Genomic DNA, 26,999 nt, shown 5'->3' on the forward strand with positions numbered 1-26,999 from the left:
TATTCCCCTCCGCGTCCAATATCTCTATATTAGTATTCTGTCGTAATTATGGGTGTGCCGATTATGATGTTTGTCTTACCGCCCATTTCATCATGGCGTACGCCTATTTGCACATTCATATGTTTATGTGCAAGACGAACTTTCTGTGATAGACGCGGACTCTCTGCAGACACGGAAGTAAAGTGACTTTCTGTTGTCATCTCTCGCTTCGTCGCATCTAATTGGGACAACAGCCCATTTATTTGTTCTTCTATTGTTCGATTATCCTCGAACGTTCCTTTGACTGTATAAAACGTAGGTTGATCTGGTGTGAACCAGTTTTGTTTTTGGGTTTCATAAAAAGATTGTGCTTGCTCAAGATCTTGCTTGGTGCTTGTATTAGGTGCAAGCTCATAGTATAAGTACGAAATACGTTGCCCGTTTGTGTCCGTTGTTTGCCAAACTAATTTTTCTTGTCCAAATTTACCTAGACGTGTCCCGACAAGTTGCTGCTCTTCTGTTGTTGTGTTCATCGTCCAGAAGAAATCCGAATGATTGGCTTTTAACTGTTCACTTTTTTGCTCAAACAATTCTTGGGTAACCCCATCAACCAATGTGCACGTAACCGCTGACCATTCGTTGATAAGTCCCTCCTCTTGCTCTACTGCTTCCATAAGCAGACGTAAATCGTTCCCTGTTTGTGCTTTTACCCATGTTTGTTGATAAAGAAACGCACCTACTAACAAAACTAGTGAAATAATAGTTGCCAATTTAAACAATTTCATCCGAATCTCCCCCTTACTCACATGATGTCCTTTTGGAGAAAGAACATACGTGGGAAAAGTCGTCATAATCAGACACATTGTTTGCACTATTTTTCACAAGCTATATCATAGCTATTTTTCGCGCAAGATACTAGATGTAAGAGGTCCTATTTTCTACAAATTCGTGACAATTTGTGGTTTTTTAATTGAATAAGTACGGCAATTGCTTCGACCACAGGAAATAGTCTAAAAAGAACCGACTAACTGCAGATCCAATAGCAATGGTAAGCAGTATATAAAGAAGTCGAGCCTGCACTACTTTATTTCCGCGCAAGAACTTGTCAAAGTGGAGTGCCTGCAATGACCAAAAGGTGACAGCAAAAAAAGCCAGATGTACCATCATACTTATTAACGCTTGAGAACCGAAATCAGCCATTTTTGTTCCTCCTACTTTGTATACACTAATTCTTGAAATTATCAGAAAAATTTTGTCGAAATCTGTTAGTTAAAAAGACCACAATGCTCATTTTATCATACGTGTAAAGGTTTTTACATATGGTATTATTCGACAATGGGGGATTTTTTTGAATAGTGGCGTGGACAGATATTTTGTTTGGGAGGTAGTGGTCTTTCTTTAATGTGATTACCCTCTGTATCGTCTGGTACTACTTCTATTTATAGCGACTTACCTCGTTTGTCGCCTCGTGCTTCTTCTCCTCATGGCGACTTACCTCGTTTGTCGCCTCGTGCTCCTTCTTCTCATGGCGACTTACCTCGTTTGTCGCCTCGTGCTCCTTCTTCTCATGGCGACTTACCTCGTTTGTCGCCTCGTGCTCCTTCTTCTCATGGCGACTTACCTCGTTTGTCGCCTCGTGCTCCTTCTCCTCATGGCGACTTAACTCGTTTGTCGCCTCGTGTTTCTTCTCCTCATGGCGACTTACCTCGTTTGTCGCCCCATGCTTCTTCTCCTCATGGCGACTTAACTCGTTTGTCGCCTTGTGCTCCTTCTCCTCATGGCGACTTAACTCGTTTGTCGCCTTACTCTCTTTCTTTTCAAGTCAACTAAGCACGTTTGTCACCCACCCAAGCAACAGAAAAAGGTTGGAACCAATGGTCCCAACCTTTTTCTTCGCCTCGCTATATTAGAAACGATTTTCGTATACGTTAATCCTGTTCATGGCGCGCTTTAGAGCTAGCTCGGCACGACGGAAGTCGACGTCTTCTTGCTTATTGGCATTGATACGATGCTCAGCACGAGTTCTCGCTTCTTTTGCACGCTCAATGTCAATTTGCGACTGGCTTTCTGCCGCTTGGGCAAGAATGGTGACTTTTTCAGGACGAACTTCAAGGAATCCACCTGTAACAGCTACTAAGTCCGTGTTGCCACCGTTTTTCAGGCGGACAACGCCGATTTGAAGTGGTGCTACCATCGGAACGTGTCCTGGTAGAATACCTAGTTCACCTGTTGACGCTTTTGTACTTACCATTTCGACGTCGGATTCATATACGGGGCCGTTAGGAGTTACGATACTGACTTGTACGGTCTTCATTCTTTCCCCTCCTGCTCCCTAAATTAGACTTCGACGCCCATCTTTTTGGCAGCCTCGATTACCTCTTCGATGCGTCCAACTAGACGGAATGCATCTTCCGGAAGGTGATCGTACTTACCTGCTAGAATATCTTTGAATCCAGCAACAGTTTCTTTTACTGGTACGTATGATCCTGGTTGGCCAGTAAATTGCTCTGCTACGTGGAAGTTTTGAGATAAGAAGAACTGAACGCGACGAGCACGTGCAACAGTTAATTTATCTTCTTCCGATAACTCATCCATACCTAGGATTGCGATGATATCTTGAAGTTCTTTGTAACGTTGTAATGTTTTTTGTACATTACGAGCGATTGAATAGTGCTCTTCTCCAACGATCTCAGGAGAAAGTGCACGAGATGTAGATGCTAATGGATCTACCGCTGGGTAAATACCCATCTCTGTTAATTTACGCTCAAGGTTAGTTGTTGCATCTAAGTGAGCGAATGTTGTCGCTGGAGCTGGATCCGTGTAGTCATCGGCAGGTACATATACCGCTTGGATAGACGTTACGGAACCAACGTTTGTAGACGTGATACGCTCTTGTAATTGACCCATTTCTGTAGCAAGAGTTGGTTGGTAACCAACGGCTGATGGCATACGACCTAGAAGGGCAGATACCTCAGAACCTGCTTGTGTGAAACGGAAGATGTTATCGATGAAGAAAAGAACGTCTTGTCCTTGCTCATCACGGAAGTATTCCGCCATTGTAAGACCTGTTAGGGCTACGCGCATACGTGCTCCAGGTGGCTCGTTCATCTGACCGAATACCATGGCAGTTTTCTTAATAACTCCAGAATCACTCATCTCGTGGTAAAGGTCATTTCCTTCACGAGTACGCTCACCAACACCTGCGAATACGGAGATACCACCGTGCTCTTGTGCGATGTTGTTGATTAGTTCCTGGATAAGTACTGTTTTACCTACGCCGGCACCACCGAATAGACCGATTTTACCACCTTTGATATAAGGAGCTAGTAAGTCTACTACTTTGATACCTGTTTCAAGAATTTCAACTTTAGTAGAAAGTTGCTCGAAAGTAGGTGCTGTACGGTGGATTGCGTCACGACGAGTACCAGCATCGATTGCTGGGTCTAAGTCGATAGACTCCCCTAGTACGTTAAATACACGACCAAGTGTTACATCTCCAACTGGTACAGAGATTGGTGAACCTTGGTCCGTTGCTTCTGCTCCACGAGTTAACCCGTCTGTAGATGCCATCGCGATCGTACGAACCGTGTCATCTCCTAAATGAAGGGCAACTTCAAGAGTTAAGCTTACTTGTTCACTACCGTTAACATATTCAACTGTTAACGCGTTATAGATATCAGGAAGTTGACCGTTTTCGAACTTAACGTCAACAACTGGACCCATAACCTGAAGAACGCGTCCTTTGTTCATACTGGTTCCCTCCTTAAATTAAAAGCTGAAGCGCCTCGGTAAGCATCAATCGTAAACTGGGAAGGCTGACAGTCGAGCCTGCTCGACATAGGACTTTCCAGTTTATCGCGTGATGCTAGGCGCTGAAGCTAGAGATTATTAAAAGCTGAAGCGCCTCGGTCGACGCCATTCGCTCAAAAGTTTCTATTCAAGCGCTGCTGCTCCACCAACGATCTCTGTGATCTCTTGTGTGATAGCTGCCTGACGAGCACGGTTGTAAGAAAGAGATAAGCTGTTGATAAGCTCTTTCGCGTTGTCCGTTGCGTTTTGCATTGCTGTCATACGCGCTGCGTGTTCACTTGCTTTACCATCTAGTAAGGCACCATAGATTAAGCTCTCAGCGTATTGAGGTAACAATACTTCCAAGATAGCTTCTTGATTTGGTTCAAACTCGTAAGAAGCTGTTGGACCGTTTGTTGCTTCAATTTCGCCAAGTGGTAGAACTTTACGCTCTGTCACTTCTTGAGCAATGGCGGATACATAGTGGTTGTAGTACATGTATAATTCATCGAACGTTTCATCAGAGAACATTCCGATTGTTTTCGAGGTAATGTCTTTAATGTCTTCAAATGTTGGTTGATCAGAAAGACCCGTAACATCTAAAATAACGTTCATTCCACGCTTACGGAAGTAATCACGGCCGATACGACCGATTGCAATGATGACATACTCGTCTTTAGACGTATGTCGAGTTGTAATCGCAGTGTATACAGCACGTAAAATACTTGCATTGTAAGCTCCAGCTAGTCCACGGTCAGATGTAATTACTAAGTAAGCCGTTTTCTTTACTGGACGAGAAAGTAGCATTGGATGACTTGCATCGGAGCTACCAGTCGCGATCGCAGCAACCACCTCTTGAATTTTCTCCATGTAAGGGACAAATGCTTTCGCATTGTTCTCTGCACGGTTCAATTTTGCAGCAGATACCATCTGCATGGCTTTTGTGATCTGACTTGTTTTCTTCGTAGAAGTAATACGAGTTTTTATATCGCGTAACGATGCCATTTCGTTCTCACCACCTTGGTTTTAGATTAAGGCTCTGATAGACAGCACAGTTGATTTTTGTCTCATTTAGTCAGTTTTCTAACAAGTCTTTAGGGAAAGCTAGCTTTCCCGGCGACTTGTTAGAAAACTGACTACCTTTCAGCTCTGCTGAAAGGCGTATGAAGCATAGCTTCATACGAATGAGCCAAAAATCGTGCAGAATCCGAACAGAGTCTAGTTTAAAAGCAGAAGCGCTAACGAAAGCGCCCCTACCCACGTTTACGAATTACGCAGATGCAACGAAAGTCTTTTTGAATGCGTTGATTGCCGCTACCATATCTTCGTCAGAAGGTAACTCTTTCGTAGAACGGATGTGCTCTAAAACTGCTGTGTGGTTTGAGTCTAACCAGCTTAAGAACTCGTCTTCAAAGCGACGAATGTCTTCAACTTTAATGTCATCTAAGTGTCCTTTTGTTAGTGCATAAAGGATGGCAACTTGCTTTTCAACTTTTAGTGGTTTGTTAAGATCCTGTTTTAGAACCTCAACTGTACGAGCACCACGGTTAAGTTTTGCTTGAGTTGCTTTATCTAGGTCAGAACCGAACTGTGCGAACGCTTCTAACTCACGGTAAGATGCAAGGTCAAGACGTAGCGTACCTGCTACCTTTTTCATTGCTTTGATCTGAGCGGATCCTCCTACACGAGATACGGAAAGACCTGCGTTGATCGCTGGACGTACACCGGAGAAGAATAAGTCAGATTGTAAGAAGATCTGTCCATCCGTGATAGAGATAACGTTTGTCGGAATATAAGCAGAGATATCTCCCGCTTGTGTTTCAACGAACGGTAACGCTGTAATAGATCCAGCACCTTTCGCATCACTTAGCTTCGCAGCGCGCTCTAACAGACGGCTGTGTAGGTAGAATACATCCCCTGGGAATGCTTCACGACCTGGAGGACGGCGAAGAAGTAGAGAAAGCTCACGGTATGCAGATGCTTGTTTAGAAAGATCATCGTATACCACTAGTACGTGCTTACCATTGAACATGAACTCTTCACCCATTGTTACACCAGCGTAAGGAGCTAGGAATAACATTGGAGCTGGAGAAGAAGCAGATGCTGTTACAACGATTGTGTAATCTAGGGCACCGTGCTTACGTAAAGTTTCTACTGCATTACGAACAGTTGATTCTTTTTGTCCGATTGCTACGTAGATACATACCATGTCTTGGTCTGCTTGGTTAAGAATCGTATCGATCGCTACAGATGTTTTACCTGTTTGACGGTCACCGATAATTAACTCACGTTGTCCACGACCGATTGGTACAAGAGCATCGATTGCTTTAATACCTGTTTGAAGTGGCTCATGAACCGATTTACGATCCATTACACCAGGAGCTAAACTCTCGATTGGACGAGTTTTTGTTGTATTGATTGGGCCAAGACCATCAACTGGTTGACCTAATGAGTTAACGACACGGCCGATAAGTTCCTCACCAACTGGAACCTCCATGATACGACCTGTACGACGCACTTCATCGCCTTCTTTAATGTCACGGTAAGGGCCTAGGATGATGATACCTACGTTGTTTTCCTCAAGGTTTTGGGCCATACCCATTACACCGTTAGAGAATTCAACAAGTTCTCCTGCCATAACATTATCAAGACCATGAGCACGCGCGATACCGTCACCAATTTGAATAACTGTACCTACATCACTTACTTGAATATCGGATTGATAGCTTTCAATTTGCTGTTTAATCAGCGCACTGATTTCTTCCGCTTTGATGCTCATGCGTGTCACCCCTTAAAATGAGAGTTTTAGTTAATTACTAGTTTCTTTGTTAAACGATCCATTTTACCTTGTAAAGTGGCATCGAAAATTCTGTTACCAATACGAACTTTTAAGCCTCCAAGAATACTTGGATCAACAATGTTCGTAATATGTAGAGAAGACTTCCCTACTTTCGGTGCATATGCTGCAGAGATTTGTACTTGCTCTTCCTGCGTTAACGCGCGGACAGAGTAAACAGTAGCATTTGCTCTACCTTTTGCTTCATTTACTAGATTGCTGTATGCGTCAATAACAGATGTTACTTCACTCATACGATGACGATCTACTAAAAGGAATAATGTATTTCGAACGAAATCGGAAGCGCTAGCGAATGCTTGGCCAACCATTTCTTTCTTTTTCGCTAAGGATAGTTTCGGAGCTCCTAAAACCGTTAAGATTTCAGGGTTGTTCACCACAACTTGCTTCACAACCGATAGCTCTGACTCAATTAGATCGACTTGTTGGTTCTTTACTGCTACTTCATAAAGAGCTTGTGCATAGCGTTTTGCTACCGTTGATTGTTTCATCGGATGTCGCCTGCCTCTTTAATTGTATCTTGGATTAACTTGTCTTGATCTGCAGATGTAAGTTCTTTAGAAATAACTTTAGACGCTACTAGAACAGATAATGAAGCCACTTGTTCACGAAGTGCCGCTACTGCAGCATCACGTTCTTGTGCGATTTCACGGCGAGCAGCTTCTTTCATACGCTCTGCTTCTACTTTCGCAGCTTCTGTTAATTCAACACGCATTTGCTCTGATTGCTTTTTCGCATTTGCAATAAGCTCGCTAGCTTCTGTACGCGCTTCGTTCAGTTGTTGACGCTGCTCTTCTAGAAGTTTTTGCGCTTCTGCACGGTCTGCTTCTGCTTCTTCGATTTCATTATTTACATAATCTTCACGTTGTTTCATGACGCCTACTAGAGGGCCCCACGCGAATTTCTTAAGTAGGAACATTAGTAATGCGAAGACTAACAATTGGTAGATTGCGTCTGCCCCTGTAAAAGGACCGCCTGCACCTAATGCTAAGTAATCTAGTACCACGATACGTTTCACTCCCTCCAACTATTTTCAAAAGGTATATCTATCTTTGTTAAGAATGTCAGGGTTCATAGGATATTACCTAGTTGTTACGTCACGTAACAAAAGGCGAAGGATCATCAAAATGCTCTCCGCCTCTTTATGTCCTAAATGTTACCGGTGTTTATTAAGATTGGCCGTTAAGGATGAATGCCATTACTACCGCGATGATAGGAAGGGCCTCAACTAGTGCTACCCCGATGAACATAGTTGTTTGAAGAACGCCACGTGCTTCTGGTTGACGAGCGATACCTTCTACTGTTTTAGAAACGATCATACCGTTACCAATTGATGCTCCGAATGCTGCTAAACCGATTGCAATTGCTGCTGCTAATGCTGTCATTTTAAATATCCTCCTCAGAATAATAAGTTTTATTGTTTTAAAATTATTTATTAATGGTCATGACTAACTTTATGAGCCATATAAACCATTGCTAACATTAAGAAAATAAATGATTGGATTGCACCAACGAAAATGGAGAATCCTTGCCAAATTAACGTTGGGATAATGGCACCTATAAGTCCACCGACACCTGACATAGCCAGAGAACCAGCAAGTAGAGCTAATAGAATTTCTCCCGCGTAAATGTTCCCGTATAAACGTAGACCAAGTGTTAACGTGTTTGAGAACTCCTCGATAATTTTCAGCGGGAAAAGGAACCACATTGGACGGGCAAAGTCCTTCCCATACTCTTTAAAGCCTTTTAATTTGATACCATAATAGTGAGATAATGCAACTACCATGATTGCTAGAGACATCGTAATTAATGGATCTGCTGTTGGGGATTTCCACCATAAGTAGTCATCAACGATGAATGCGAATGGTAGCCCTAACATATTTGCAACAAATATGTACATGATAAGCGTTAATCCGAATAAGTGGAAGCGCGCTCCATCGTTCCAGGCCATATTACTTTTAATGATGTTACGAACGAAGTCCAGAACCCATTCGATAAAGTTTTGCGCACCAGTAGGTTTCATTTGCAGATTTCGTGTACAAATGATTGCGATAATAAATACTACCGCAGCTGCGATCGTTGTCATCATGATGTTACTCAAATTGACATAGATTCCAGAACCTTCGATAATTTCCCAAACTGGTGATTTATGATTCATCTTTTTCACCTCGCTTTTTACGTGGAAGTAGTAATTCAAACACCAGGAAATCTATCATAATAACAATATAAATTGTTATTAATCCAAATATAGTGGCATAAAAACTGATGTATGCAGGATACTCTAGTGCGAGCATTACCGCTAAAACAGCAATCGCTACACGTGTCATAAATCCTGTATTTCTCAATTTTGTGCCGTTTACAACCGCATCACCAAACCTCAAGTTAAACCTTGCATGAGTTACGTGAGTAAGTACAGCTCCAACCGTCCCTAAAGCTAGTCCTAAAAAGACCGCCTTAAATGGTGTAAACCCCCATCCCAGCACAAATAATGCTGTTAGGTAAATCAATGCTTTACGTTGTCTGTTGAACATGTTAGTTACGTTTCTCATTTGTAGACTCTCCTGTTACCTTAAAGCTTATTGATCGTTTTGATGACAGCAAGGATCCCTGCTGCAAATCCCAACAATAGCCCCGTCACCATACACCATGGTGATGTCAGTAGTTGTTGATCCATCCACTTCCCGATCAACATTCCGATAACGGGACAGCCTGCAAGCTGCGAAACAATGGTTGAATATAAAGCAAATGATTTAATAGGGTGTCGACTGTCGGATTTCATCTCAATCCCTCACACTCGAAATAATGAGGTAAAACGTGGTTCTATGAGGTTTCATGTAAAGCGTTTACAAACTTTACATTTGTAGGGTTTTCCTATGTTACCTTTACCCTTTGTAAGCATACAATAGCCCCCCTATCATGTCAACGGACTTTCTAGGAAAAGTTCAGACGTATCAAGGCCTCTATAACAAAGTTCACATTTTAGACATAAAGGACATTTTTGTTATATAAAGGGAAAAAGCCAGAAAAGTCCATGACTTTTCTAGCTCTATAGAAGCACCCCTGCAAATTCTGTTTTCCCCGACTTTTCTACACACAAAACGAATAAATAACTCCCGTATTCTGTACTCTGTGTCGGAAAAATTATATCCTTCTCTCGAAGTCCTGGTTTCACATTTTTCTCCCAGTCGACAAACTTTTCAAACGTTAGTGTTCCTGGATCATACAAAGCAATAGAAAATGAATCTGCTCCACCCGGTAAGTACACTTCATACCCTAACTTTCCAGCGTTTAATTCAGCCACAAACCCTTGAATCCTAGGATAGTCCGGCTCTTGATGAATCACTAAGAACGGAATACTTCGATCATCTATCCCCTCTCTAATCGAGATAAACCCTTCTGTCATCATTCTATTGTCTACATCATTATTTTTTAGAGAGACAACTAAGTCCCCTTCCTCCCCTGGCTCTAGTGTTAAGATCGGAGAGGCTGCAAAGATATGTGACCATTCTTTTGCATCTACAAAATAAGTTTGCTGCTTCTCACTATTATTTGTGATGTGAATGGTTTTATTTTCCTTCTCATAGAACGTAAGGCTCGTTGGCTCATAAACACTAGTTGCTTCCAATGCTTTTTCTACAAAGATACGTCCAGCTCCCTGTTCATACACTCTGTAACGATTTTTTTCTATATCCACTAGTTGTTCCGCCGTTGTCATAAGCGCTGACTTTATTTCTACCGGCCCCCATTCTGGATGAGCTTCTTTTAATAAAGCTGCTACACCAGCCACATAAGGCGCAGACATACTCGTTCCTTCCAAAGGAAGATACCCACCTGGAACGGTACTTTTGATTTGAACTCCAGGAGCCAAAACATCAGGTTTAATGGTGTAGGAACGAGTAACAGGTCCTCTTGAACTAAAACTTGCTAATTGATCTACTGTCTCTACTTCACCAGAACGAACAAGTAGCTGTCCTCCATTGTCTTGGATTGCTTTTATTAATCTGTCTCCGTTTTCTTTTGAAAGTGCACCAGATGCTATTGGAACAGGGATTTCTAAACCCGCGTGTAATTCCCCTGGTTCTGAGTTATAAAAAAGAATCCCAATAGCTCCTTGCTCCATAGATACTCTCGTTTTGTCTAGGAATGACACGCCGCCCCGCTTTACGACAGCTACTTTTCCAGTTAGGTCTGTTTGTTGGATATCCGTAATTGTTTGACCTGCATCCACAAGAGTAAATGATCTCCCTATTTCAAATGTCTTAGCTTGTTGCACTGGTAAGAGGTGCAGCTGCTCATCACCCCACTGTAACGTTGGGGTTTTCAATTTAGGTGTCGAAGCCCCTACCGTGATCGCTTTGCTAGACGTTCCCGGTGTGCCAACCGTCCATACGCCAGGACCGGTGTTTCCGCTTGATACAATAGCTGTTATACCTTTTTCTACTATTTTATCTAGAGCTTTCGTAATTGGAAGATCAGGCGCGTTAACAGAACTTCCGAGAGAGAGATTCACTACATCAACTTTATCGATATACGCTTGTTCTAAAGCAGCGAGCACTTGGTCAGAGGTACCCGCTCCACCAGGACCAAGTGCTCTGTATATATAGAGCGAGGCGTTAGGTGCAACTCCTTGCATCGAACCGTTTGCGGCAATTATTCCTGCCACATGTGTGCCGTGGTATGTAGGGCCATAGTTCCGAGCTGTCGCTTCCAGTGGATCGCGGTCTAAATCAACGAAGTCTACCCCTTTTTTATAGTTGCGCGAAAGGTCACGATGATCATAGTCTAAACCTGTATCAATCACTCCTACTTTAATGCCTTTTCCTGTGAGGCGCTGGCCAAATTTGTTACCAAAGTGACGAGCTTGCTCTACTCCAATTAAATCCATGTTGGCGTGTTCTTCTACTTTGTAAGTTAGGACTGGAGAGGTTTGTGTGATGGTTGGTTGAGTTTCTGCCCAGCGGTTCAGATAGTTTGTTGGACCTACAATAGAATACCCTTTAAAAAGATGTTGGAAAGTGAAGCGAATTTTCGCCTGAGACGGAAGTGTTTCTTTGAATTTAGCAACAGGTTCATCCGTTTCAACTAGTATAGTGGTTGTCTGTAATTGGTCTTTTGGTGGATTTGTCATTGGTATGGATGGAGATGCTGCACTAATTGAGATGTTTAGAAAAAAGATACAACTGATTAAGATCATTGCGCGCACAATATCTCCCCCTTTTTCCTTTACCGTGTGATAAAGCGGTGGAGAATATACTGGATAATAAAGACAGCCATGGCGAGTTAAAGCGCCATGGCTGTTCTAATTAAATGTTAAAGTCATGTGGTCGTTCTGATAGTTGATGGAAGTGGTAACGAATTGCTTGGCCGATACGGTAGGATGCTTGTCCATCTCCATATGGATTAGAAGCTTGCGCCATTTTTTTATACGCTTCATCGTTTGTTAACAATTCTGTCGCCATATCATAAATTGGTTGTTCTTCTATTCCTGCAAGCTTTAGCGTCCCAGCAGCAATTCCTTCTGGTCGCTCTGTTGTATCACGAAGAACTAATACCGGTACTCCTAAAGAAGGAGCCTCTTCTTGTACGCCACCGGAATCTGTCAGAATTAAATGCGCACGAGATGCAAAGTTATGGAAATCAATAACATCAAGCGGCTCAATTAGGTGGATTCGCTCATGTCCTCCAAGAAGTTCATCTGCTAGTTCACGCACAGCAGGGTTTAAGTGAACTGGATAAACAACCGTTATGTCAGGTTGCTCGTCTACTACTCGACGGATTGCACGGAACATGTTACGCATTGGTTGACCTAGATTTTCACGACGATGCGCTGTCATAAGCACAAGACGTTTGTCACCTAGGTTGTCTAATACTTCATGCGTGTAGTCTTCTTTAACCGTTGTTGTTAAAGCATCTATCGCCGTATTACCAGTTACAAAGATTCCGTCTGCTTTCTTATTTTCTTCCAGCAAGTTATCTTTCGACTGACTTGTAGGGGCAAAATGAAGGTCCGCCATAATTCCTGTAAGCTGGCGATTCATTTCTTCTGGGAACGGAGAATACTTGTTCCACGTACGAAGACCCGCTTCCACGTGTCCAACTGGAATTTGGTTATAAAATGCTGCCAAACCTGCAACGAACGTGGTTGTCGTGTCACCGTGAACAAGCACGATATCTGGCTTTGCTTCTTTCATTACTTCATCAAGACCTTCTAATGCACGAGTTGTAATCGTCGTAAGCGTTTGGCGGTCTTTCATGATGTTTAGGTCGTAATCCGGAGTGATGTCAAAAATAGACATCACTTGATCTAGCATTTGACGGTGCTGCGCTGTAACAGCCACAATCGGTTCGAAATGATCTGGGTATTTCTTTAACTCTAGAACAAGCGGTGCCATTTTAATTGCTTCCGGTCTTGTACCAAAGATCGTCATTACCTTAATTGGTCGGTTCATTAGGATAACCTCCTTATTTCGTTCCGAATAAACGGTCACCAGCATCCCCTAGTCCCGGAACGATGTAACCATGGTCATTTAACTTTTCATCAAGTGCAGCGATGTAAATGTCTACATCCGGATGCGCTTCTTTAATTGCTTCTACGCCTTCTGGGCAAGCAACTAAGCACATAAATTTGATGCTTACGGCACCGCGTTTTTTTAATGAATGGATTGCCTCCACTGCTGATCCACCAGTAGCAAGCATCGGATCTACAACAATGAAGTCACGCTCTTCCACGTCAGATGGAAGCTTTACATAATATTCTACTGGTTGGAGCGTTTCTGGATCGCGGTAAAGTCCCACGTGTCCTACTTTTGCAGCCGGAATTAATTTTAAAATACCGTCTACCATACCAAGACCTGCACGAAGAATTGGCACGATACCTAATTTTTTACCAGCTAACACTTTCGCACTTGCTTCGCTTACTGGCGTTTGCACCGTTACATCTTCTAGAGGCAAATCGCGAGTAATTTCAAATGCCATTAACGTTGAAATTTCGTCTGTAAGTTCACGAAACTCCTTCGTTCCTGTATTTACATCACGAACCATTGTTAGTTTATGTTGAATTAATGGATGATCAAACACGTATACTTTTCCCATTCCGCACACTCCTCTTCCTAGTTCTCTTCTACACACTTCGATTTATTGTACAAAAAACCGACAAGGGTTTCAACGTGTGAAGGAGGAAAAGGGAAAATTAGTCTGGTTGGCGGAGGGAAGATGGGCTATAGAAGGGGAATTATTGGTTGGTGGTGTGTTTGGTGGTATAGCTTACTGACAATTTCGGTCTTCTGGTTTACTTGAACTTCCGTTTTAGTTTTCTGGTGTACCGCGAGACGTTCTCCTGGTATACCTGAACCTCCTTTTCGGCTTTCAGGTGTACCGCGAGACGTTCTCCTGGTACACCTGGAACTCCTTTTTGGCTTTCTGGTGTACCGCGAGACGTTCTCCCGGTATACCTGGAACTCCTTTTTGGCTTTCTGGTGTACCGCGAGACGTTCTCCTGGTACACCTGAACCTCCTTTTGGCTTTCTGGTGTACCGCGAGACGCTCCCCCGGTATACCTGATGCTCGGTTTGCCTCTTCTGCTATACCGCAAGACGCTCCCCTGGTATACCTGAACCTCGATTTTGCCCTTCTGCTATACCGCTGGACGCTCCTCTGGGATACCTGAAACTCGGTTTTGCCCTTCTGCTATACCGCTGGACACTCCCCCGGTATACCTGAAACTCGGTCTTGCCCTTTTGCTATACCGTTGGACGCTCCTCCGGTATACCTGAACCTCGGTTTTGCCCTTCTGCTATACCGCAGCACGCTCCCCCGGTATACCTGAACCTCGGTTTTGCCCTTCTGCTATACCGCAGCACGCTCCCCCGGTATACCTGAGCCTCGGTTTTGCCCTTTTGCTATACCGCTGGACGCTCCCCCGGTATACCTGAAACTCGGTTTTGCCCTTCTGCTATACCGCAGCTCGCCCCCCTGGTATATCTGAAACTCGGTTTTACCCTTCTGCTATATCGCGGTATTTAAATTCATTATTTTTTTCGGACCAAACTAAACTACTAAAAAAATAATCCACCTTTCTCCAATGGTTTTATAAAACTAGTAAAATGCAAACACCCCCAGACCACACTTGGCCCCGGGGTGCATTCACTGATTTATCTCGTAGGATAAAGCGCGAACTTAGATGTTAGTTTTTCTACTCTGTTTGCTGCTGTTTTCAGTACTTCAGCATCTTCGTGGTTTTTCAGTGTTAGCGCGATGATGTCTGCAATTTCGTCCATATCCGCCTCGACCATTCCGCGGGATGTCACAGCAGCTGTTCCGATACGGATTCCGCTTGTTACGAATGGAGATTGTGGGTCAAATGGAATAGTGTTTTTGTTGACCGTAATTCCGATTTCATCTAACACGTGCTCCGCCACTTTACCTGTTAACTCTAAGTTACGAAGGTCAATTAGTACTAAGTGGTTATCTGTGCCGCCAGATACTAATTGAACGCCGTTTTCCTCTAGTCGCTCCGCTAAGCGATTAGCATTAGACTTGATTTGTTTTGCATAAGCTTGGAAGTCACCGTCTAAGATTTCTCCGAATGCTACCGCTTTAGCCGCAATTACGTGCATTAGCGGGCCACCTTGGATACCAGGGAAGATAGCTTTGTCGATTTGCTTTGCGTACTGTTCTTTACAAAGAATCATTCCTCCACGAGGTCCGCGAAGTGTTTTATGCGTTGTTGTCGTTACGAAGTCCGCGTACGGCACTGGGTTTGGATGTTCGCCTACTGCTACTAATCCAGCGATATGCGCCATATCGACCATTAGGTAAGCTCCTACTTCGTCCGCGATTTCACGGAACTTGGCAAAGTCGATTTCGCGCGGGTATGCACTTGCTCCTGCAACGATTAGTTTCGGTTTATGTTCTAGTGCTTTTGCTCGCACGTCTTCATAATTAATCATTTGTGTATCTTGATCTACTCCGTACTCTACAAATTTGTATTGTACGCCTGAGAAGTTTACTGGGCTACCGTGTGTTAGGTGTCCTCCGTGACTTAAGTTCATTCCTAGTACTGTATCACCATAATCAAGAATCGTGAAATAAACTGCCATGTTAGCTTGTGCGCCGGAATGCGGTTGAACGTTTGCGTGATCTGCACCAAAAATTTCTTTTGCGCGGTCACGAGCGATATTTTCAACGATATCTACATGCTCACAGCCACCGTAGTAACGCTTGCCAGGATAGCCTTCCGCATATTTGTTTGTTAAAACGGAACCTTGTGCTTCCATTACTGCTTCACTTACAAAGTTTTCCGATGCAATTAACTCAATTTTGGAACGTTGGCGTGATAGTTCTAATTTAATTGCTTCGAACACAGCTTGATCTTGTTTTTGAATTGTACTCATTCGGTATGCCCCCTCTACCTATTTCCACACTAATTACGTTGTTATTTTAACATAAAAAAAAGAAGCCAGCCCTCTTCAATTTACTAAATAGAGGTCTGACTTCTACAATTTAATATTTTGCTCTTCCGCCACCAATTAATTTTGGTCTCGTTCTAGCCCATGTCACGTGCGCTGCTCCAATTTCTTTCACGGAAGTTCGCACTGGAACTGCTACAGCTTTTAGATGCATGCCGATAAACGTGTCTCCGATATCCACTCCGCCATGAGCCTGAATGTTCTCCACTACAATCGCGTTATTCATGTGTTCATGCGCGGTTGTTGCCATGGCTCCACCCGCTTCACGACAAGGGATGACAGATACTTCCCCTAATCCTAATTTCTCCGCTACTTTTCGTTCCACTACTAGTGCGCGGTTTAAGTGTTCACAACATTGGAAAGCCAGATGGACGCCCGTCTGCTCTTGGAAGTCATCTAACACTTCCCACAGTGTTTGTGCAACATCTTCTGCACCAGCCGTGCCAATATGCTCGCCAGCGATTTCTGATGTTGAGCAACCAATGACAAACAATTGGCCTACACGAAGTTTTGCTGTTGTTTGATACTCAATTAGCCCATCTCTAAACGTTTTTGCGATTCCATTCATGCTCGGTACTTCTCTTCTATTTCTGCAATTTTAGCCAAACGATTTGCATGACGGCCACCTTCGTACTCTGTTTCTAACCAAACTTTTACGATTTCACGTGCTAGTCCAGGACCGATGACACGCTCTCCCATTGCTAATACGTTTGTATCATTGTGTTGACGAGTGGCTTTCGCGCTAAACATATCATGCACTAATGCACAGCGAATGCCTTTCACTTTGTTCGCTGCGATAGACATGCCGATTCCTGTCCCACAAATAAGGATTGCTCGGTCAAATTCACCTGAGGCTACGCGTTCTGCTGCTGGCAAAGCATAATCTGGATAGTCTACGGATGTCTCACATTCACAACCGATATCCTCATACGGAATACCAAGGTCATTCAATACGTCTAACACTTCTTTTCTGATGTTGATTCCACCATGATCTGATGCTACGATTACTTTCATTCATTACGCCTCCTCATTTAAGAGCGTCTTACTATCTTTTCTATTTTATACAGTAAATCGTTCGATAGTCTTTTTCAAGGCGTTTGCTTGTTCTTTTACAGATAATGCAATCGTTTCAATCTCATCTAGTAAAGTCGACTGGTTTTCAGCTGAAGCAGATACTTCCAGTGCTCCTGCAGAAGTTTGTTGTGCAATAGCTGCTACTTCTTGCGATTGCTGCGCAGTATGTTGCACCGTTTCCAACTGTTTATCTACCAGTTGCGCAATATCTTTTACAGAAGCAGCCACTTCTTTAATCGTATCCGCCATCGAGTCTATCGCTTTATTTGTTTTATACCCATTCGCCACTTCTCTTTTAGCACTCTCCACTTGATCGTTCATGTTGATGGCAACAGAACCTACCCCTTGTTGAATCTGCTCGATTAAAGCGGTAATGCCTTGGACCGCTTTTCCACTTTCATCCGCTAACTTACGAACTTCTTCTGCAACAACAGCAAACCCTTTACCGTGTTCTCCTGCTCTAGCTGCTTCGATGGATGCGTTAAGCGCAAGTAAATTCGTTTGTTCAGCAATTGAGCCTACTAATTGGATAATTTGTCCAACTTTAGCTGCATCTTTTTCTAGTTGTTTAACAGACTCAAGTCCTTTTTCGTTCTCATCTGAAAGTGTTTGGATTCCCGTCACAAGTGTATGTACCGTTTCATTAGATGCTTGAAGTTCTTCTAGCATTTCCACAGAGACTTTTTCAGAGTTCTGTGCTTTCATTTGCACTTGTTTCGCAATTGTCACCACTTCATTCACAGAGTTCGCCGTCTCTTGCGTACTTTGGGCCGATATTTCTGCACCAGACGAAATTTCTGCGATGGTGTGAGAGATGGCTTCCCCTTGTTTCGATGCATTTAACGTTGCATTATTTAATGACTCTACTTGTCCATTTGTATTTTGAAAGTTTTCCTCAATTTGGATGACCATTTCACGGATATTCGAGAGCATGGAGTTAAACGCCACACCGACACTACGAATTTCATCGTCTGATTTGCTTAGTTCCAGATCTTGATTAATGTGGCCTTGGCTAGCAAGATATGCTGCTTGCTCCAACTTTCTAAGAGGCTTAGTGATGAACCCACCTGCTAAGAAGGCTAATATTCCAGTCCACAGAATCCCAAGACCTAGCGTTAAAGTGGTAAATGCCGCTTCCCCAATAAAGTTCTGTACCACTGGATAAAGAGCATATATAAATGCTGCGCTAACTCCGTAAGTTACTAAAGCTAGCAATGTTGCAAATAGAACCAATTTCTTTCGTAGTCCAAAGCGATACGTTCGTTTCTCCATCCTATTCCCTCCGATTATCGTTGTTTCTGCATCCACTTTTCTAGATAATCAGCAATCTCGTTGTATGCTTGTTCGTACACTTCTAGTGAACCACCAAATGGATCGACGATGTCGCGGTCCGAGGATTCAGGGTTCACACTTTCTTTCAGTGTAAACATTTTCTCCAATGCTTGCGGGTAAACCGCTGCAATGGCGTGTTTATGAGATTCGGTCATCGTTAAAATGATGTCTGCCCATTTTATATCGGCAATCGATAACGAGGTTGAAGCATGTTCGGAGTCAATTTGATTTTTTTCTAGGACTTTTTTCGCGTTGGTGGATGCGGCTGCTCCGTCCATTGCGTAAACCCCTGCAGAGCGAACTTCCCAGTGATTTGGTCCATGATGTTTTAGATAGGCTGCAGCCATCGGACTACGGCATGTATTACCAGTGCAAACAATTAATACTTTCATTGTAATGCTCCTTTGCTTTTTTCTTACGTTTATTATATAGGAAATGAGGCGAGTGCTAAAGGAGACTCACCTAAGGACAAGCCACATCATGAAACTAACAATGAGTTGTTGCTGGTCACGCAACAAAAAAAACCACCATTATCCCAAGGACAATCGTGGTCTCTTCTTTAAAACAATGCTAACAGTAGCTTTAACCCGAACGCAAAAAGAATCGCTCCACCAAGCGCTTCACTGTAGTTACCAAGCCATCCTTGGACGTGTCTTCCTAGCCACAGACCCAGCCACGTCAAAACGGTAGCTACAATCCCAAAACACGCTATAGCCACAAATGTTCGTGCACCAAAAATCCCTAGGGATAGACCCACAGAAAAGCTATCTAAACTTACACTTAAAGCAAAAACGAATAAGCCAAAGCCGACAGGCGCAAGAGCAGGTCCGTCATCGTTACGGAAGCTTGAAACAAACATTTGAATACCCAGTACCAATAATAAAACTCCGCCTAGTAAACTAGCAAAAGTTCCGAATGTGTCAGATAAAAAACTTCCTGTCAGCATTCCAACTAACGGCATAACAACATGAAAAACGCCGACTGTAATGCCTATGTAAAACAACTGGCGCAGACGCAGTTTATACATACCCATCCCAAGACCAATCGAAAATGCATCCATCCCTAATGCGAATGCCATTAACAATAAGGTGAATAATTCCGCTGCAAGCGTTGACATAGATTTTCCTCCCCTTGGACTTGCCTACAATCAACGTATGCATGTCCCAAGGAGGATAGAAGTAATTTATTCGGAAAGGATCTGGTGACCAGCCGCTTTTTCTAAACGGTTCATTACTGCGTATCCAACGCCGTTCTTTGAATAGCTTTGTGCAAAAATCGTTGTAACGTTTGTTTCATTGAATGAGCGGAGCCCCGAGTAAAGATTCTTGGCAATGGAAAAAAGATCTCCTTCCGCACCAGTTTCCACACAGATATCTGCAGGCACTACCTTACATGTTTCTTTTGTCCCTAACCAACCGACGATCGCTCCGTTCTCTTTGGCATCCAACACCATCTTTTGAATCCACTCTATTGATCCATCTAACACCGTAACCGGGGCTTCAGGTGCGTAGTGCGTGTATTTCATACCAGGAGAACGCGGTGCTTCACTTGTCGCGAGGCCAGCATCTACGCGGATTTCACCGATAACTTGCTCGATTTCTTCCTGCGTTACTCCACCTGGACGAAGCAAGATTGGGGGATCTACTGTTGTGTCTAAAACAGTTGATTCCACACCAAAACCTGTCTCGCCACCGTCGACTATCGCTGGAATTCGACCATTTAAGTCTTCTAGTACGTGTTGAGCGCTTGTCGGACTTGGCTTACCGGATCTATTTGCGCTCGGTGCAGCCAGTGGTTTTCCCGCTGCTTCAATAAGAGAAATAGCAACTGGATGCTCCGGCATTCGCACAGCAATTGTCGAAAGTCCTGCAGTAACGCGGTCAGAGACCGTTCCTTTTTTCCAATTGCATACTAACGTTAGCGGCCCTGGCCAGAAAATATTGACTAATTTTTGCGCTTTTTCTGACAAGTTATCCACAAATGTGTGTACATCTTCTTGTTTTGCAATATGGACAATTAGCGGATTATCACTTGGACGACCTTTCGCCTCGTAGATTCGCTCTACGGCAACGGTTGACGTGGCATCTGCCCCCAGTCCATATACCGTTTCTGTTGGAAATGCAACGACTTCTCCATTGCGTAAAAGTGCTGCAGATTGTTCTATAATTGGATGCGTGGATAAGTTATTCACATGTTTATCCACAACATAATAATTTGTCTTCATTTTCTCAAGCCTTTCCTAATCTGATCAAGTGTCGAAAGAAATAGAAAAAAAGCGAATGTATCCACTCGCTTTTATATATTATACGTTCTGGGAGGGTAAAAATGCAATACTTGCCCACAGGTGTGGATAGTTTTAAATAAAACTGTTGATAACTTTGTGGATAGTGTTAATAACCGAACGTGTGTTTTAGACAGATTTCATCAAAACATACGGAATTTCGTGTTGTTGGATGTACTGAACATATGGCTGATGGCGAAACGTGTTCAAAATGTCGGATTGTGTTCGCGAAAATCCTAAAAGTCGAAATAACGGAAGTGCCTGCTCTCGGTTCGTTAAAACGTACACGATTTCCATTCCCCACGCCTTCATCGTTAAGAAAACATGTTGGAAAAGCGTCAGCATTTCTTCTTCTTCAATAGATGGATGAATACAGAATGAACGAAGGATTCCTGCTTCTTCACTAACTGGCTCAACACCGATACAAGCAAGCACCTCTTCTTTTGGCGACTCTATTAAAAAGAAATGCTCGATTCTCTCTTTCACATCATCTACTTGCAGGCCTGCTTTTTTCAAAAATAGAATTACCTTATGTGCATCAAATGGAGTTGCTGGACGAATCATGTTCATATAAATATCCCCCTCATGGAATCTAGTGAATTTCTTGATACTCTATCCTATTAGGGGGATTACTAGTTTAGTACTATTTTTACTAGAAAAACTTTTTGAACATTTCTACTACAAAGAAAGAGACTTGCACTTCTTCTTCTTGTTCCTGGACAACCATTGCCTGCTCCTGCATTGGTTTAGAAGGTAGTTCTCCTGCTGTTTTTTCTGTAACTGCAGGAGTTTCAGTTACTTCTTTTGTTGGTTTCATAGCTGTGTCCATTTCTGCTACTATTTCTTCTTTTGAAACAACTACTTCTCGAGCTGTTTGATCTTCAGCAAAACCAGGACTTACTGCAGCACCATTTGCCATATCCACAAAACATAAAGGAGGATAAAGAACGCACCACCAGTTTGCACCTTGTCCTTCTCCAAGTGTGATTAATACTGCTTCGTATGTTCCCGCTGGATAAAGTACATTACCATAAAGCTTCGTTGGAAATTCAACTGGACCAAATTCAATCGTTACGTCTTGAGATAATTGGTGTTCTTTCATTACTCGTTCCGCAATTTTCTTTAGCTCTGGTAGTCCTTGTTGAAGAACAAGACGAGATTCCTCAATGTCCGTTAGATGTTGTACCCACTGCGTAATTTGAAGATTTACCTCATCACGGATGGCTCTCTTCACTTCTTGATCTTTGTCTGCATCACTGTTTGGTAATATGCGAAGACGAATCGCTTCATCTGGTATCACTACGTTCATTTCTGTCACTTCTTTTTGAAAGGCACTGCCTTCAAATGCAATAGCACCTACTGTAAAGATTGTGATATATGTAAGGATTAATGTAATCCATCTTTGTTTAAGTGTGAATGATTGTTTCATGTTTATCTCCCCCTCTAGGAGACAGTGTAGACAATCTTTCCACAACTTAAACACGTAAATTCAAAAAATAGTAGTCTAGTAAACTTAATTTTGTGACATTTTTCCTAGTTGTGAACAGGCCATACCAAAATATTGGGGATAACATTGTGGAGAGTGTGGATTACTTTGTGGGTAAAAGCCAGTTATCCACAAGTGATAACTGGCTAAATGCTTATTTTATCAACTTTGCAATGACGATACGTTCTTTCTTGTTGATATCCTCCACTATTTCAACATTTGTGTGTGGATAATGTTGATAAATCATTTCGGCGATCCTTCGTGCTTGTCCGACTCCCACTTCAAAAGCTAGAAGGAGTTCTTTTTCGAAAACTTGATGTGCGTTTTCAATCATTTTTCTGTAGAGGACAAGCCCTTCTTCTTCTGCAAATAATGCAGAGTGTGGTTCATGTTCTAGGACTATTGGTGACATCCAGAACTGGTCTGTGAAAGGGATGTAAGGGGGATTGGAGACTAGCACGTCTACTTTTATCCCTTTGTTTATAAGTGGTTGCAGCAGGTCTCCTTCTAAGAAGTCAATATTTACTCCGATTGCCTCTGCGTTGTGTTTAGCAATTGTTAATGCTTTTGTGGATAAATCCGTTGCAAAAACGTGGAGGTCAGGGCGCTCCATTTTTAACGTTACCGCAATCGCTCCACTACCCGTACCGATATCGACTAGCGTTCCGTCTTTTAAAGCGGACGTTCTAGAAATAACCGCTTCTACTAATTCTTCCGTTTCTGGCCTCGGTATTAACACATCTGGTGTAACACGAAAATCTCGTCCATAAAACGTTTCTTTTCCTATTATATATTGCACCGGTTGACTGTTTACATGTGCTTCTACATAGTTTTGAAAGAGTGACCATTGTACTTCCGTTAGTTCCGTTCGTTGTTCGGCTAATAGCGTAGAGCGGCTCCATCCTAGAATGTGTAACAAAAGCAGTTCTCCCGCGTTTTGATCTCTCTCTTTTTCCTGTAAATAAGAAGAAGCCCATTTCAGGGCCTCAAAAATAGTCGGATTAGACATTAATCCGCTAACGCTTCTAGACGAGAAGATTGGTCTTCCATAATTAATGCGTTAATTACTTCGTCAATCTTACCTTCTAGGATTTGATCTAATTTTTGAATCGTTAAGCCGATACGGTGATCTGTCACGCGGTTTTGCGGGAAGTTATACGTACGGATACGCTCAGAACGGTCACCAGTACCTACTGCAGATTTACGGTTCGCATCGTATTCCGCTTGCTTTTCTTGCTGGAATTTATCATAGACACGCGCACGAAGAACTTTCATCGCTTTTTCTTTATTCTTGATCTGAGATTTTTCATCCTGACACGATACCACCGTACCAGTTGGAATGTGTGTCAAACGTACAGCAGACATCGTTGTATTTACGGACTGTCCACCTGGTCCACTAGATGCAAATGTATCAACACGAATATCTTTTTCATGAATTTCCACTTCTACTTCTTCTGCTTCCGGTAGACAAGCTACTGTCGCTGTAGATGTGTGGATACGGCCACCTGATTCTGTCTCCGGTACACGTTGTACACGGTGAGCTCCATTTTCGAACTTTAGTTTGGAATAGGCACCTTTACCAGTGATCATAAAGATAATCTCTTTGTACCCACCAACACCAGCTACGTTTGCTTCCATCACTTCTGTCTTCCAGCCTTGAGACTCTGCATAACGGCTGTACATACGATAAAGGTCACCAGCAAATAAAGCTGCTTCGTCTCCACCAGCTGCTCCACGAATCTCAAAGATAACGTTCTTGTCATCGTTAGGGTCTTTTGGAATAAGAAGAATTTTTAGACGCTCTTCTAGTTGTTTAATTTCTGTGTCTAGTTCAGAAATCTCTTCCTTTACCATCTCACGCATTTCAGCATCAAGTTTATCTTCAAGCATTGCTTTCGCATCTTGATGTTGTTCTGTCACTTCTTTATAACGACGATATACTTCTACCGTCTCTTGAATATCTGACTGCTCCTTGGAGTAATCACGAAGTTTATTTGTATCATTAACAATCTCCGGATCACTTAGCAATTCATTTAACTTATCGTAACGGTCTTCTACCGCTTGTAATCGATCAAACATCTTGCTCACCTCTACTTTTCATACATACTCTTTATTATAGTATACCGGTGTAGGAGGGAGCAATATTTTGAGGGAAAAGGGATGAATGGATGGATGTTGCGGGACACTTGAGCACAGGTAATGCTCTTCTCGTAGTGCCCGAGTTTTGTTACACAGCAAAATCCGGAAGCTCTAAGCTACCGGATATCTCGTATTATCTTTCTTTCACGCTTACTTCCACGTAGTACTGCGGCACTGCTTTAACTATTGCTTTATGCAGTTCGCCTTCTTTTTTAATTCGTTTTGCATCTGGTACTTCTTCATTTGTGTATGCTGTAACCCACAGATGATTTCCATTCGCCCAGATTTGTCCTGGTTTCATCCCTTGGGCTTTAATGACATCTTCAATCGCAGCAACTTCTGCATTTTCCGTTGGTTGTGTGCGGTCTAAATCGGTAAAGTTTTTACCATTGTTAACAGCGGTACGGTCATCCGTATATTGCGTATCTTTTTGCGTGGAATTCAGTTCGTTTCGCACGAATTCTGTGCCGTTAAATTGACGCTCGTCGTTTAACGCTGAGTCATTGGTTTGTCCACAAGCTGCAAGAGCTATGACGGATAAGAAAAGGGAAAAAATCATGGATTTCTTCATTGTTATCGCCTCCTTATCGTTAGCGTTTGCGTAACATGCGGCGAATATTTGTGGGAGATATTAGGTTTTTGGAGGTTTCTTTGACTTGTACAAGGGATTTCCTTCGCTGGACTGGCGGCTTTACTGCTTTGTCGCCGGCTTCTTTTTTGCGGCATGGCGACTTTCTCCCTTTGTCGCCTGCTTTCTTCTTGCGGCATGGCGACTTTCTCCCTTTGTCGCCTGCTTTCTTCTTGCGGCATGGCGACTTTCCCGTTTTGTCGCCGGCTTTCCTCTTGCGGCATGGCGACTTTCTCCCTTTGTCGCCTGCTTTCCTCTTGCGGCACGGCGACTTTCTCCCTTTGTCGCCGGCTTTCCTCTTGCGGCATGGCGGCTTTCATGCTTTGTCGCCTACTTTCTTCTTGAGGCATGGCGACTTTCCTGCTTTGTCGCCTGCTTTCTTCTTGCGGCATGGCGACTTTCCTGCTTTGTCGCCTGCTTTCTTCTTGCGGCATGGCGACTTTCCTGCTTTGTCGCCTGCTTTCCTCTTGCGGCATGGCGGCTTTCTCCCTTTGTCGCCTGCTTTCTTCTTGCGGCATGGCGGCTTTCTCCCTTTGTCGTCTGCTTTCTCCTTGAGACATGGCGGCTTTCTCGCTTTGTCGCCTGTTTTCTTCTTGAGGCATGGCGGCTTTCTCGCTTTGTCGCCTGTTTTCCTCTTGCGGCATGGCGGCTTTCTCCGACTTGTAACAGGGTCCCCTCTCTTTTCACCGCGGCTTCTCCCACTTGTACCAGGTTTTCCTCTCCTTACACCGCGGCTTCTCCCACTTGTACAAGGATTCCCTCTCTTTTCACCGCAGCTTCTCTCACTTGTACCGGATTTTCCTCTCCTTAAACCGCGGCTTCTCCCACTTGTACCAGAATTTCCTCTCCTTACACCGCGGCTTCTCCGACTTGTACCAGGGTCCCCTCCCTTTTCACCGCGGCTTCTCCGACTTGTACCGGGTTAATAAGGAGACTCATCTAAGTACAGGCCACATCACGTGGCTAACGATGAGTTGTTACCGGTCACAAGTAACAAAAAAACCTACCCAAAGCATAAACAATGGGTAGGCTAAGTATAAGTATTATGATTGCTTAGAAGCGTTAACTGCATCAAGTGATACGGATAGTCCTTTTGGTACTTGATGGTGATGGCGACAGCGCGGTTCGTAGGCTTCGGAAGCACCAACTAGAATAATTGGGTCATCGTATCCTGCTGGTTCGCCGTTGATTAGTCTTTGTGTTCTGCTTGCTGGAGCACCGCATGAGGCACAAACTGCTTGGAGCTTTGTGATGTGTTCAGCAATCGCCAACAAGGTAGGCATTGGGCCGAATGGTTCTCCGCGGAAGTCTTGGTCTAGTCCGGCTAGGATCACAACATGGCCTGCATCAGCAAGTTGCTGCGAAACGGCAATTAGTTCGTCATCAAAGAATTGCGCTTCATCAATTGCTACTACGTCATCGTTTGCAGTAACGTGCTCTAAAATATCTGATGCACTTTGGACTGCTTTTGCCATGACGGAAGTACCGTTATGAGACACGACTTCTTGTTCGCTATAACGGTTATCCAACGCTGGCTTAAATACCGCCACGGTTTTTTTTGCAAACTGAGCGCGACGAACTCGTTTGATTAGTTCTTCTGATTTGCCGGAGAACATACTCCCGCATACTACCTCTATCCAACCTTGTTGCATCGTACTGTACATCCCCATGGCTCCTCTCAAATTTGGTTCTATCTCTTCGCACACCCATCCTGAAAAGGAAGGGCGTTTGGTTTCCCTCTGCGCCCTTCCAGTCTTTTGCTTATTTAAGGTTGTAACGTTTGTTGAAACGATCAACACGTCCGCCAGCATCGGCAAACTTTTGACGGCCTGTGTAGAATGGGTGGCAGTTAGAGCAAACCTCTACCTTAAGTTCCTTTACAACAGAACCTGTTGTAAATTCGTTACCACATGCACAAGTAACCGTTAATTTGTTGTACGTTGGATGAATACCTGATTGCATTCCTATTC

Annotated in this window: 30 protein-coding genes; all 30 read right to left on the reverse strand. The window is 43.3% G+C overall.

Annotated features, from left to right (window positions below; translation table 11 throughout):
- Positions 1–29: 29 nt before the first annotated feature.
- A complete protein-coding gene (locus tag G8O30_RS12415) occupies positions 30–764 on the reverse strand; it encodes a YwmB family TATA-box binding protein (protein ID WP_239672374.1) in 735 nt (244 codons plus the stop codon).
- A gap of 181 nt (positions 765–945) precedes the next feature.
- Positions 946–1,179, reverse strand: a complete 234-nt coding sequence (locus tag G8O30_RS12420) for a DUF1146 family protein (RefSeq protein ID WP_239672375.1) — start codon at positions 1,177–1,179, stop codon at positions 946–948.
- Between the two features lie 706 nt (positions 1,180–1,885).
- A complete protein-coding gene (locus G8O30_RS12425) occupies positions 1,886–2,293 on the reverse strand; it encodes a F0F1 ATP synthase subunit epsilon (RefSeq protein WP_239672376.1) in 408 nt (135 codons plus the stop codon).
- A 23-nt stretch (positions 2,294–2,316) separates the two neighbouring features.
- Positions 2,317–3,729: a F0F1 ATP synthase subunit beta gene (atpD, locus tag G8O30_RS12430; RefSeq protein ID WP_239672377.1), complete on the reverse strand. Its 1,413-nt coding sequence runs from the start codon at positions 3,727–3,729 to the stop codon at positions 2,317–2,319.
- 183 nt (positions 3,730–3,912) lie between these two features.
- On the reverse strand, positions 3,913–4,773 hold the full coding sequence (locus G8O30_RS12435; RefSeq protein ID WP_239672378.1) for a F0F1 ATP synthase subunit gamma: 861 nt from the start codon (positions 4,771–4,773) through the stop codon (positions 3,913–3,915).
- 265 nt (positions 4,774–5,038) lie between these two features.
- Positions 5,039–6,547 carry a F0F1 ATP synthase subunit alpha gene (gene atpA, locus G8O30_RS12440; RefSeq protein WP_239672379.1) on the reverse strand — a complete coding sequence of 503 codons (1,509 nt, stop codon included), beginning with the start codon at positions 6,545–6,547 and terminating at the stop codon, positions 5,039–5,041.
- A 26-nt stretch (positions 6,548–6,573) separates the two neighbouring features.
- Positions 6,574–7,113 (reverse strand): F0F1 ATP synthase subunit delta, encoded by a 540-nt coding sequence (locus G8O30_RS12445; protein ID WP_239672380.1) that lies wholly within the window; start codon positions 7,111–7,113, stop codon positions 6,574–6,576.
- Positions 7,110–7,649: a F0F1 ATP synthase subunit B gene (gene atpF / locus G8O30_RS12450; protein ID WP_239672381.1), complete on the reverse strand. Its 540-nt coding sequence runs from the start codon at positions 7,647–7,649 to the stop codon at positions 7,110–7,112. Before atpF ends, G8O30_RS12445 begins: the two co-directional genes overlap by 4 nt.
- Before the next feature lie 142 nt (positions 7,650–7,791).
- The gene (gene atpE, locus G8O30_RS12455; RefSeq protein WP_239672382.1) at positions 7,792–8,007 is read right to left on the reverse strand and encodes a F0F1 ATP synthase subunit C; all 216 of its coding nucleotides are present in this window, start codon (positions 8,005–8,007) and stop codon (positions 7,792–7,794) included.
- A gap of 50 nt (positions 8,008–8,057) precedes the next feature.
- Positions 8,058–8,780 (reverse strand): F0F1 ATP synthase subunit A, encoded by a 723-nt coding sequence (atpB, locus tag G8O30_RS12460; protein WP_239672383.1) that lies wholly within the window; start codon positions 8,778–8,780, stop codon positions 8,058–8,060.
- The gene (locus G8O30_RS12465) at positions 8,770–9,171 is read right to left on the reverse strand and encodes an ATP synthase subunit I (protein WP_239672384.1); all 402 of its coding nucleotides are present in this window, start codon (positions 9,169–9,171) and stop codon (positions 8,770–8,772) included. The genes atpB and G8O30_RS12465 overlap by 11 nt, the downstream gene beginning before the upstream one ends.
- A gap of 20 nt (positions 9,172–9,191) precedes the next feature.
- On the reverse strand, positions 9,192–9,401 hold the full coding sequence (locus G8O30_RS16150) for an AtpZ/AtpI family protein (protein WP_275576491.1): 210 nt from the start codon (positions 9,399–9,401) through the stop codon (positions 9,192–9,194).
- Positions 9,402–9,668: 267 nt separating this feature from the next.
- Positions 9,669–11,816 carry a S8 family serine peptidase gene (locus G8O30_RS12475; RefSeq protein WP_239674556.1) on the reverse strand — a complete coding sequence of 716 codons (2,148 nt, stop codon included), beginning with the start codon at positions 11,814–11,816 and terminating at the stop codon, positions 9,669–9,671.
- A gap of 109 nt (positions 11,817–11,925) precedes the next feature.
- Positions 11,926–13,071 carry a non-hydrolyzing UDP-N-acetylglucosamine 2-epimerase gene (wecB, locus tag G8O30_RS12480; protein WP_239672385.1) on the reverse strand — a complete coding sequence of 382 codons (1,146 nt, stop codon included), beginning with the start codon at positions 13,069–13,071 and terminating at the stop codon, positions 11,926–11,928.
- 13 nt (positions 13,072–13,084) lie between these two features.
- A complete protein-coding gene (upp, locus tag G8O30_RS12485; protein ID WP_239672386.1) occupies positions 13,085–13,714 on the reverse strand; it encodes a uracil phosphoribosyltransferase in 630 nt (209 codons plus the stop codon).
- Between the two features lie 1,058 nt (positions 13,715–14,772).
- Positions 14,773–16,014 (reverse strand): serine hydroxymethyltransferase, encoded by a 1,242-nt coding sequence (locus G8O30_RS12490; protein WP_239672387.1) that lies wholly within the window; start codon positions 16,012–16,014, stop codon positions 14,773–14,775.
- A 109-nt stretch (positions 16,015–16,123) separates the two neighbouring features.
- Positions 16,124–16,657: a TIGR01440 family protein gene (locus G8O30_RS12495; RefSeq protein WP_239672388.1), complete on the reverse strand. Its 534-nt coding sequence runs from the start codon at positions 16,655–16,657 to the stop codon at positions 16,124–16,126.
- Positions 16,654–17,103: a ribose 5-phosphate isomerase B gene (gene rpiB, locus G8O30_RS12500; protein WP_239672389.1), complete on the reverse strand. Its 450-nt coding sequence runs from the start codon at positions 17,101–17,103 to the stop codon at positions 16,654–16,656. The genes G8O30_RS12495 and rpiB overlap by 4 nt, the downstream gene beginning before the upstream one ends.
- 45 nt (positions 17,104–17,148) lie before the next feature.
- Positions 17,149–18,435, reverse strand: a complete 1,287-nt coding sequence (locus tag G8O30_RS12505; RefSeq protein ID WP_239672390.1) for a methyl-accepting chemotaxis protein — start codon at positions 18,433–18,435, stop codon at positions 17,149–17,151.
- Between the two features lie 14 nt (positions 18,436–18,449).
- A complete protein-coding gene (locus G8O30_RS12510) occupies positions 18,450–18,887 on the reverse strand; it encodes a low molecular weight protein arginine phosphatase (RefSeq protein ID WP_239672391.1) in 438 nt (145 codons plus the stop codon).
- A gap of 167 nt (positions 18,888–19,054) precedes the next feature.
- Positions 19,055–19,612: a manganese efflux pump MntP gene (locus G8O30_RS12515; RefSeq protein WP_239672392.1), complete on the reverse strand. Its 558-nt coding sequence runs from the start codon at positions 19,610–19,612 to the stop codon at positions 19,055–19,057.
- A 66-nt stretch (positions 19,613–19,678) separates the two neighbouring features.
- Positions 19,679–20,719 (reverse strand): L-threonylcarbamoyladenylate synthase, encoded by a 1,041-nt coding sequence (locus G8O30_RS12520; protein WP_239672393.1) that lies wholly within the window; start codon positions 20,717–20,719, stop codon positions 19,679–19,681.
- Between the two features lie 186 nt (positions 20,720–20,905).
- Positions 20,906–21,346 (reverse strand): GNAT family N-acetyltransferase, encoded by a 441-nt coding sequence (locus tag G8O30_RS12525; protein ID WP_239672394.1) that lies wholly within the window; start codon positions 21,344–21,346, stop codon positions 20,906–20,908.
- 82 nt (positions 21,347–21,428) lie between these two features.
- The gene (spoIIR, locus tag G8O30_RS12530; protein ID WP_239672395.1) at positions 21,429–22,205 is read right to left on the reverse strand and encodes a stage II sporulation protein R; all 777 of its coding nucleotides are present in this window, start codon (positions 22,203–22,205) and stop codon (positions 21,429–21,431) included.
- A gap of 211 nt (positions 22,206–22,416) precedes the next feature.
- Entirely contained in the window at positions 22,417–23,271 is an 855-nt protein-coding gene (gene prmC, locus G8O30_RS12535) for a peptide chain release factor N(5)-glutamine methyltransferase (RefSeq protein ID WP_239672396.1), read from the reverse strand.
- Positions 23,271–24,341 (reverse strand): peptide chain release factor 1, encoded by a 1,071-nt coding sequence (gene prfA / locus G8O30_RS12540; protein ID WP_239672397.1) that lies wholly within the window; start codon positions 24,339–24,341, stop codon positions 23,271–23,273. The genes prmC and prfA overlap by 1 nt, the downstream gene beginning before the upstream one ends.
- Before the next feature lie 193 nt (positions 24,342–24,534).
- Positions 24,535–24,972, reverse strand: coding sequence for a hypothetical protein (locus tag G8O30_RS12545; protein ID WP_239672398.1), 438 nt, complete (start codon positions 24,970–24,972; stop codon positions 24,535–24,537).
- A gap of 2 nt (positions 24,973–24,974) precedes the next feature.
- Positions 24,975–25,673 carry a hypothetical protein gene (locus G8O30_RS12550; RefSeq protein ID WP_239672399.1) on the reverse strand — a complete coding sequence of 233 codons (699 nt, stop codon included), beginning with the start codon at positions 25,671–25,673 and terminating at the stop codon, positions 24,975–24,977.
- Between the two features lie 399 nt (positions 25,674–26,072).
- The gene (locus G8O30_RS12555) at positions 26,073–26,693 is read right to left on the reverse strand and encodes a thymidine kinase (RefSeq protein ID WP_239672400.1); all 621 of its coding nucleotides are present in this window, start codon (positions 26,691–26,693) and stop codon (positions 26,073–26,075) included.
- Between the two features lie 97 nt (positions 26,694–26,790).
- The gene (gene rpmE, locus G8O30_RS12560) at positions 26,791–26,991 is read right to left on the reverse strand and encodes a 50S ribosomal protein L31 (protein ID WP_239672401.1); all 201 of its coding nucleotides are present in this window, start codon (positions 26,989–26,991) and stop codon (positions 26,791–26,793) included.
- Between the last annotated feature and the right edge of the window lie 8 nt (positions 26,992–26,999).

The organism is Mangrovibacillus cuniculi (assembly GCF_015482585.1).
GTDB lineage: Bacteria > Bacillota > Bacilli > Bacillales > R1DC41 > Mangrovibacillus > Mangrovibacillus cuniculi.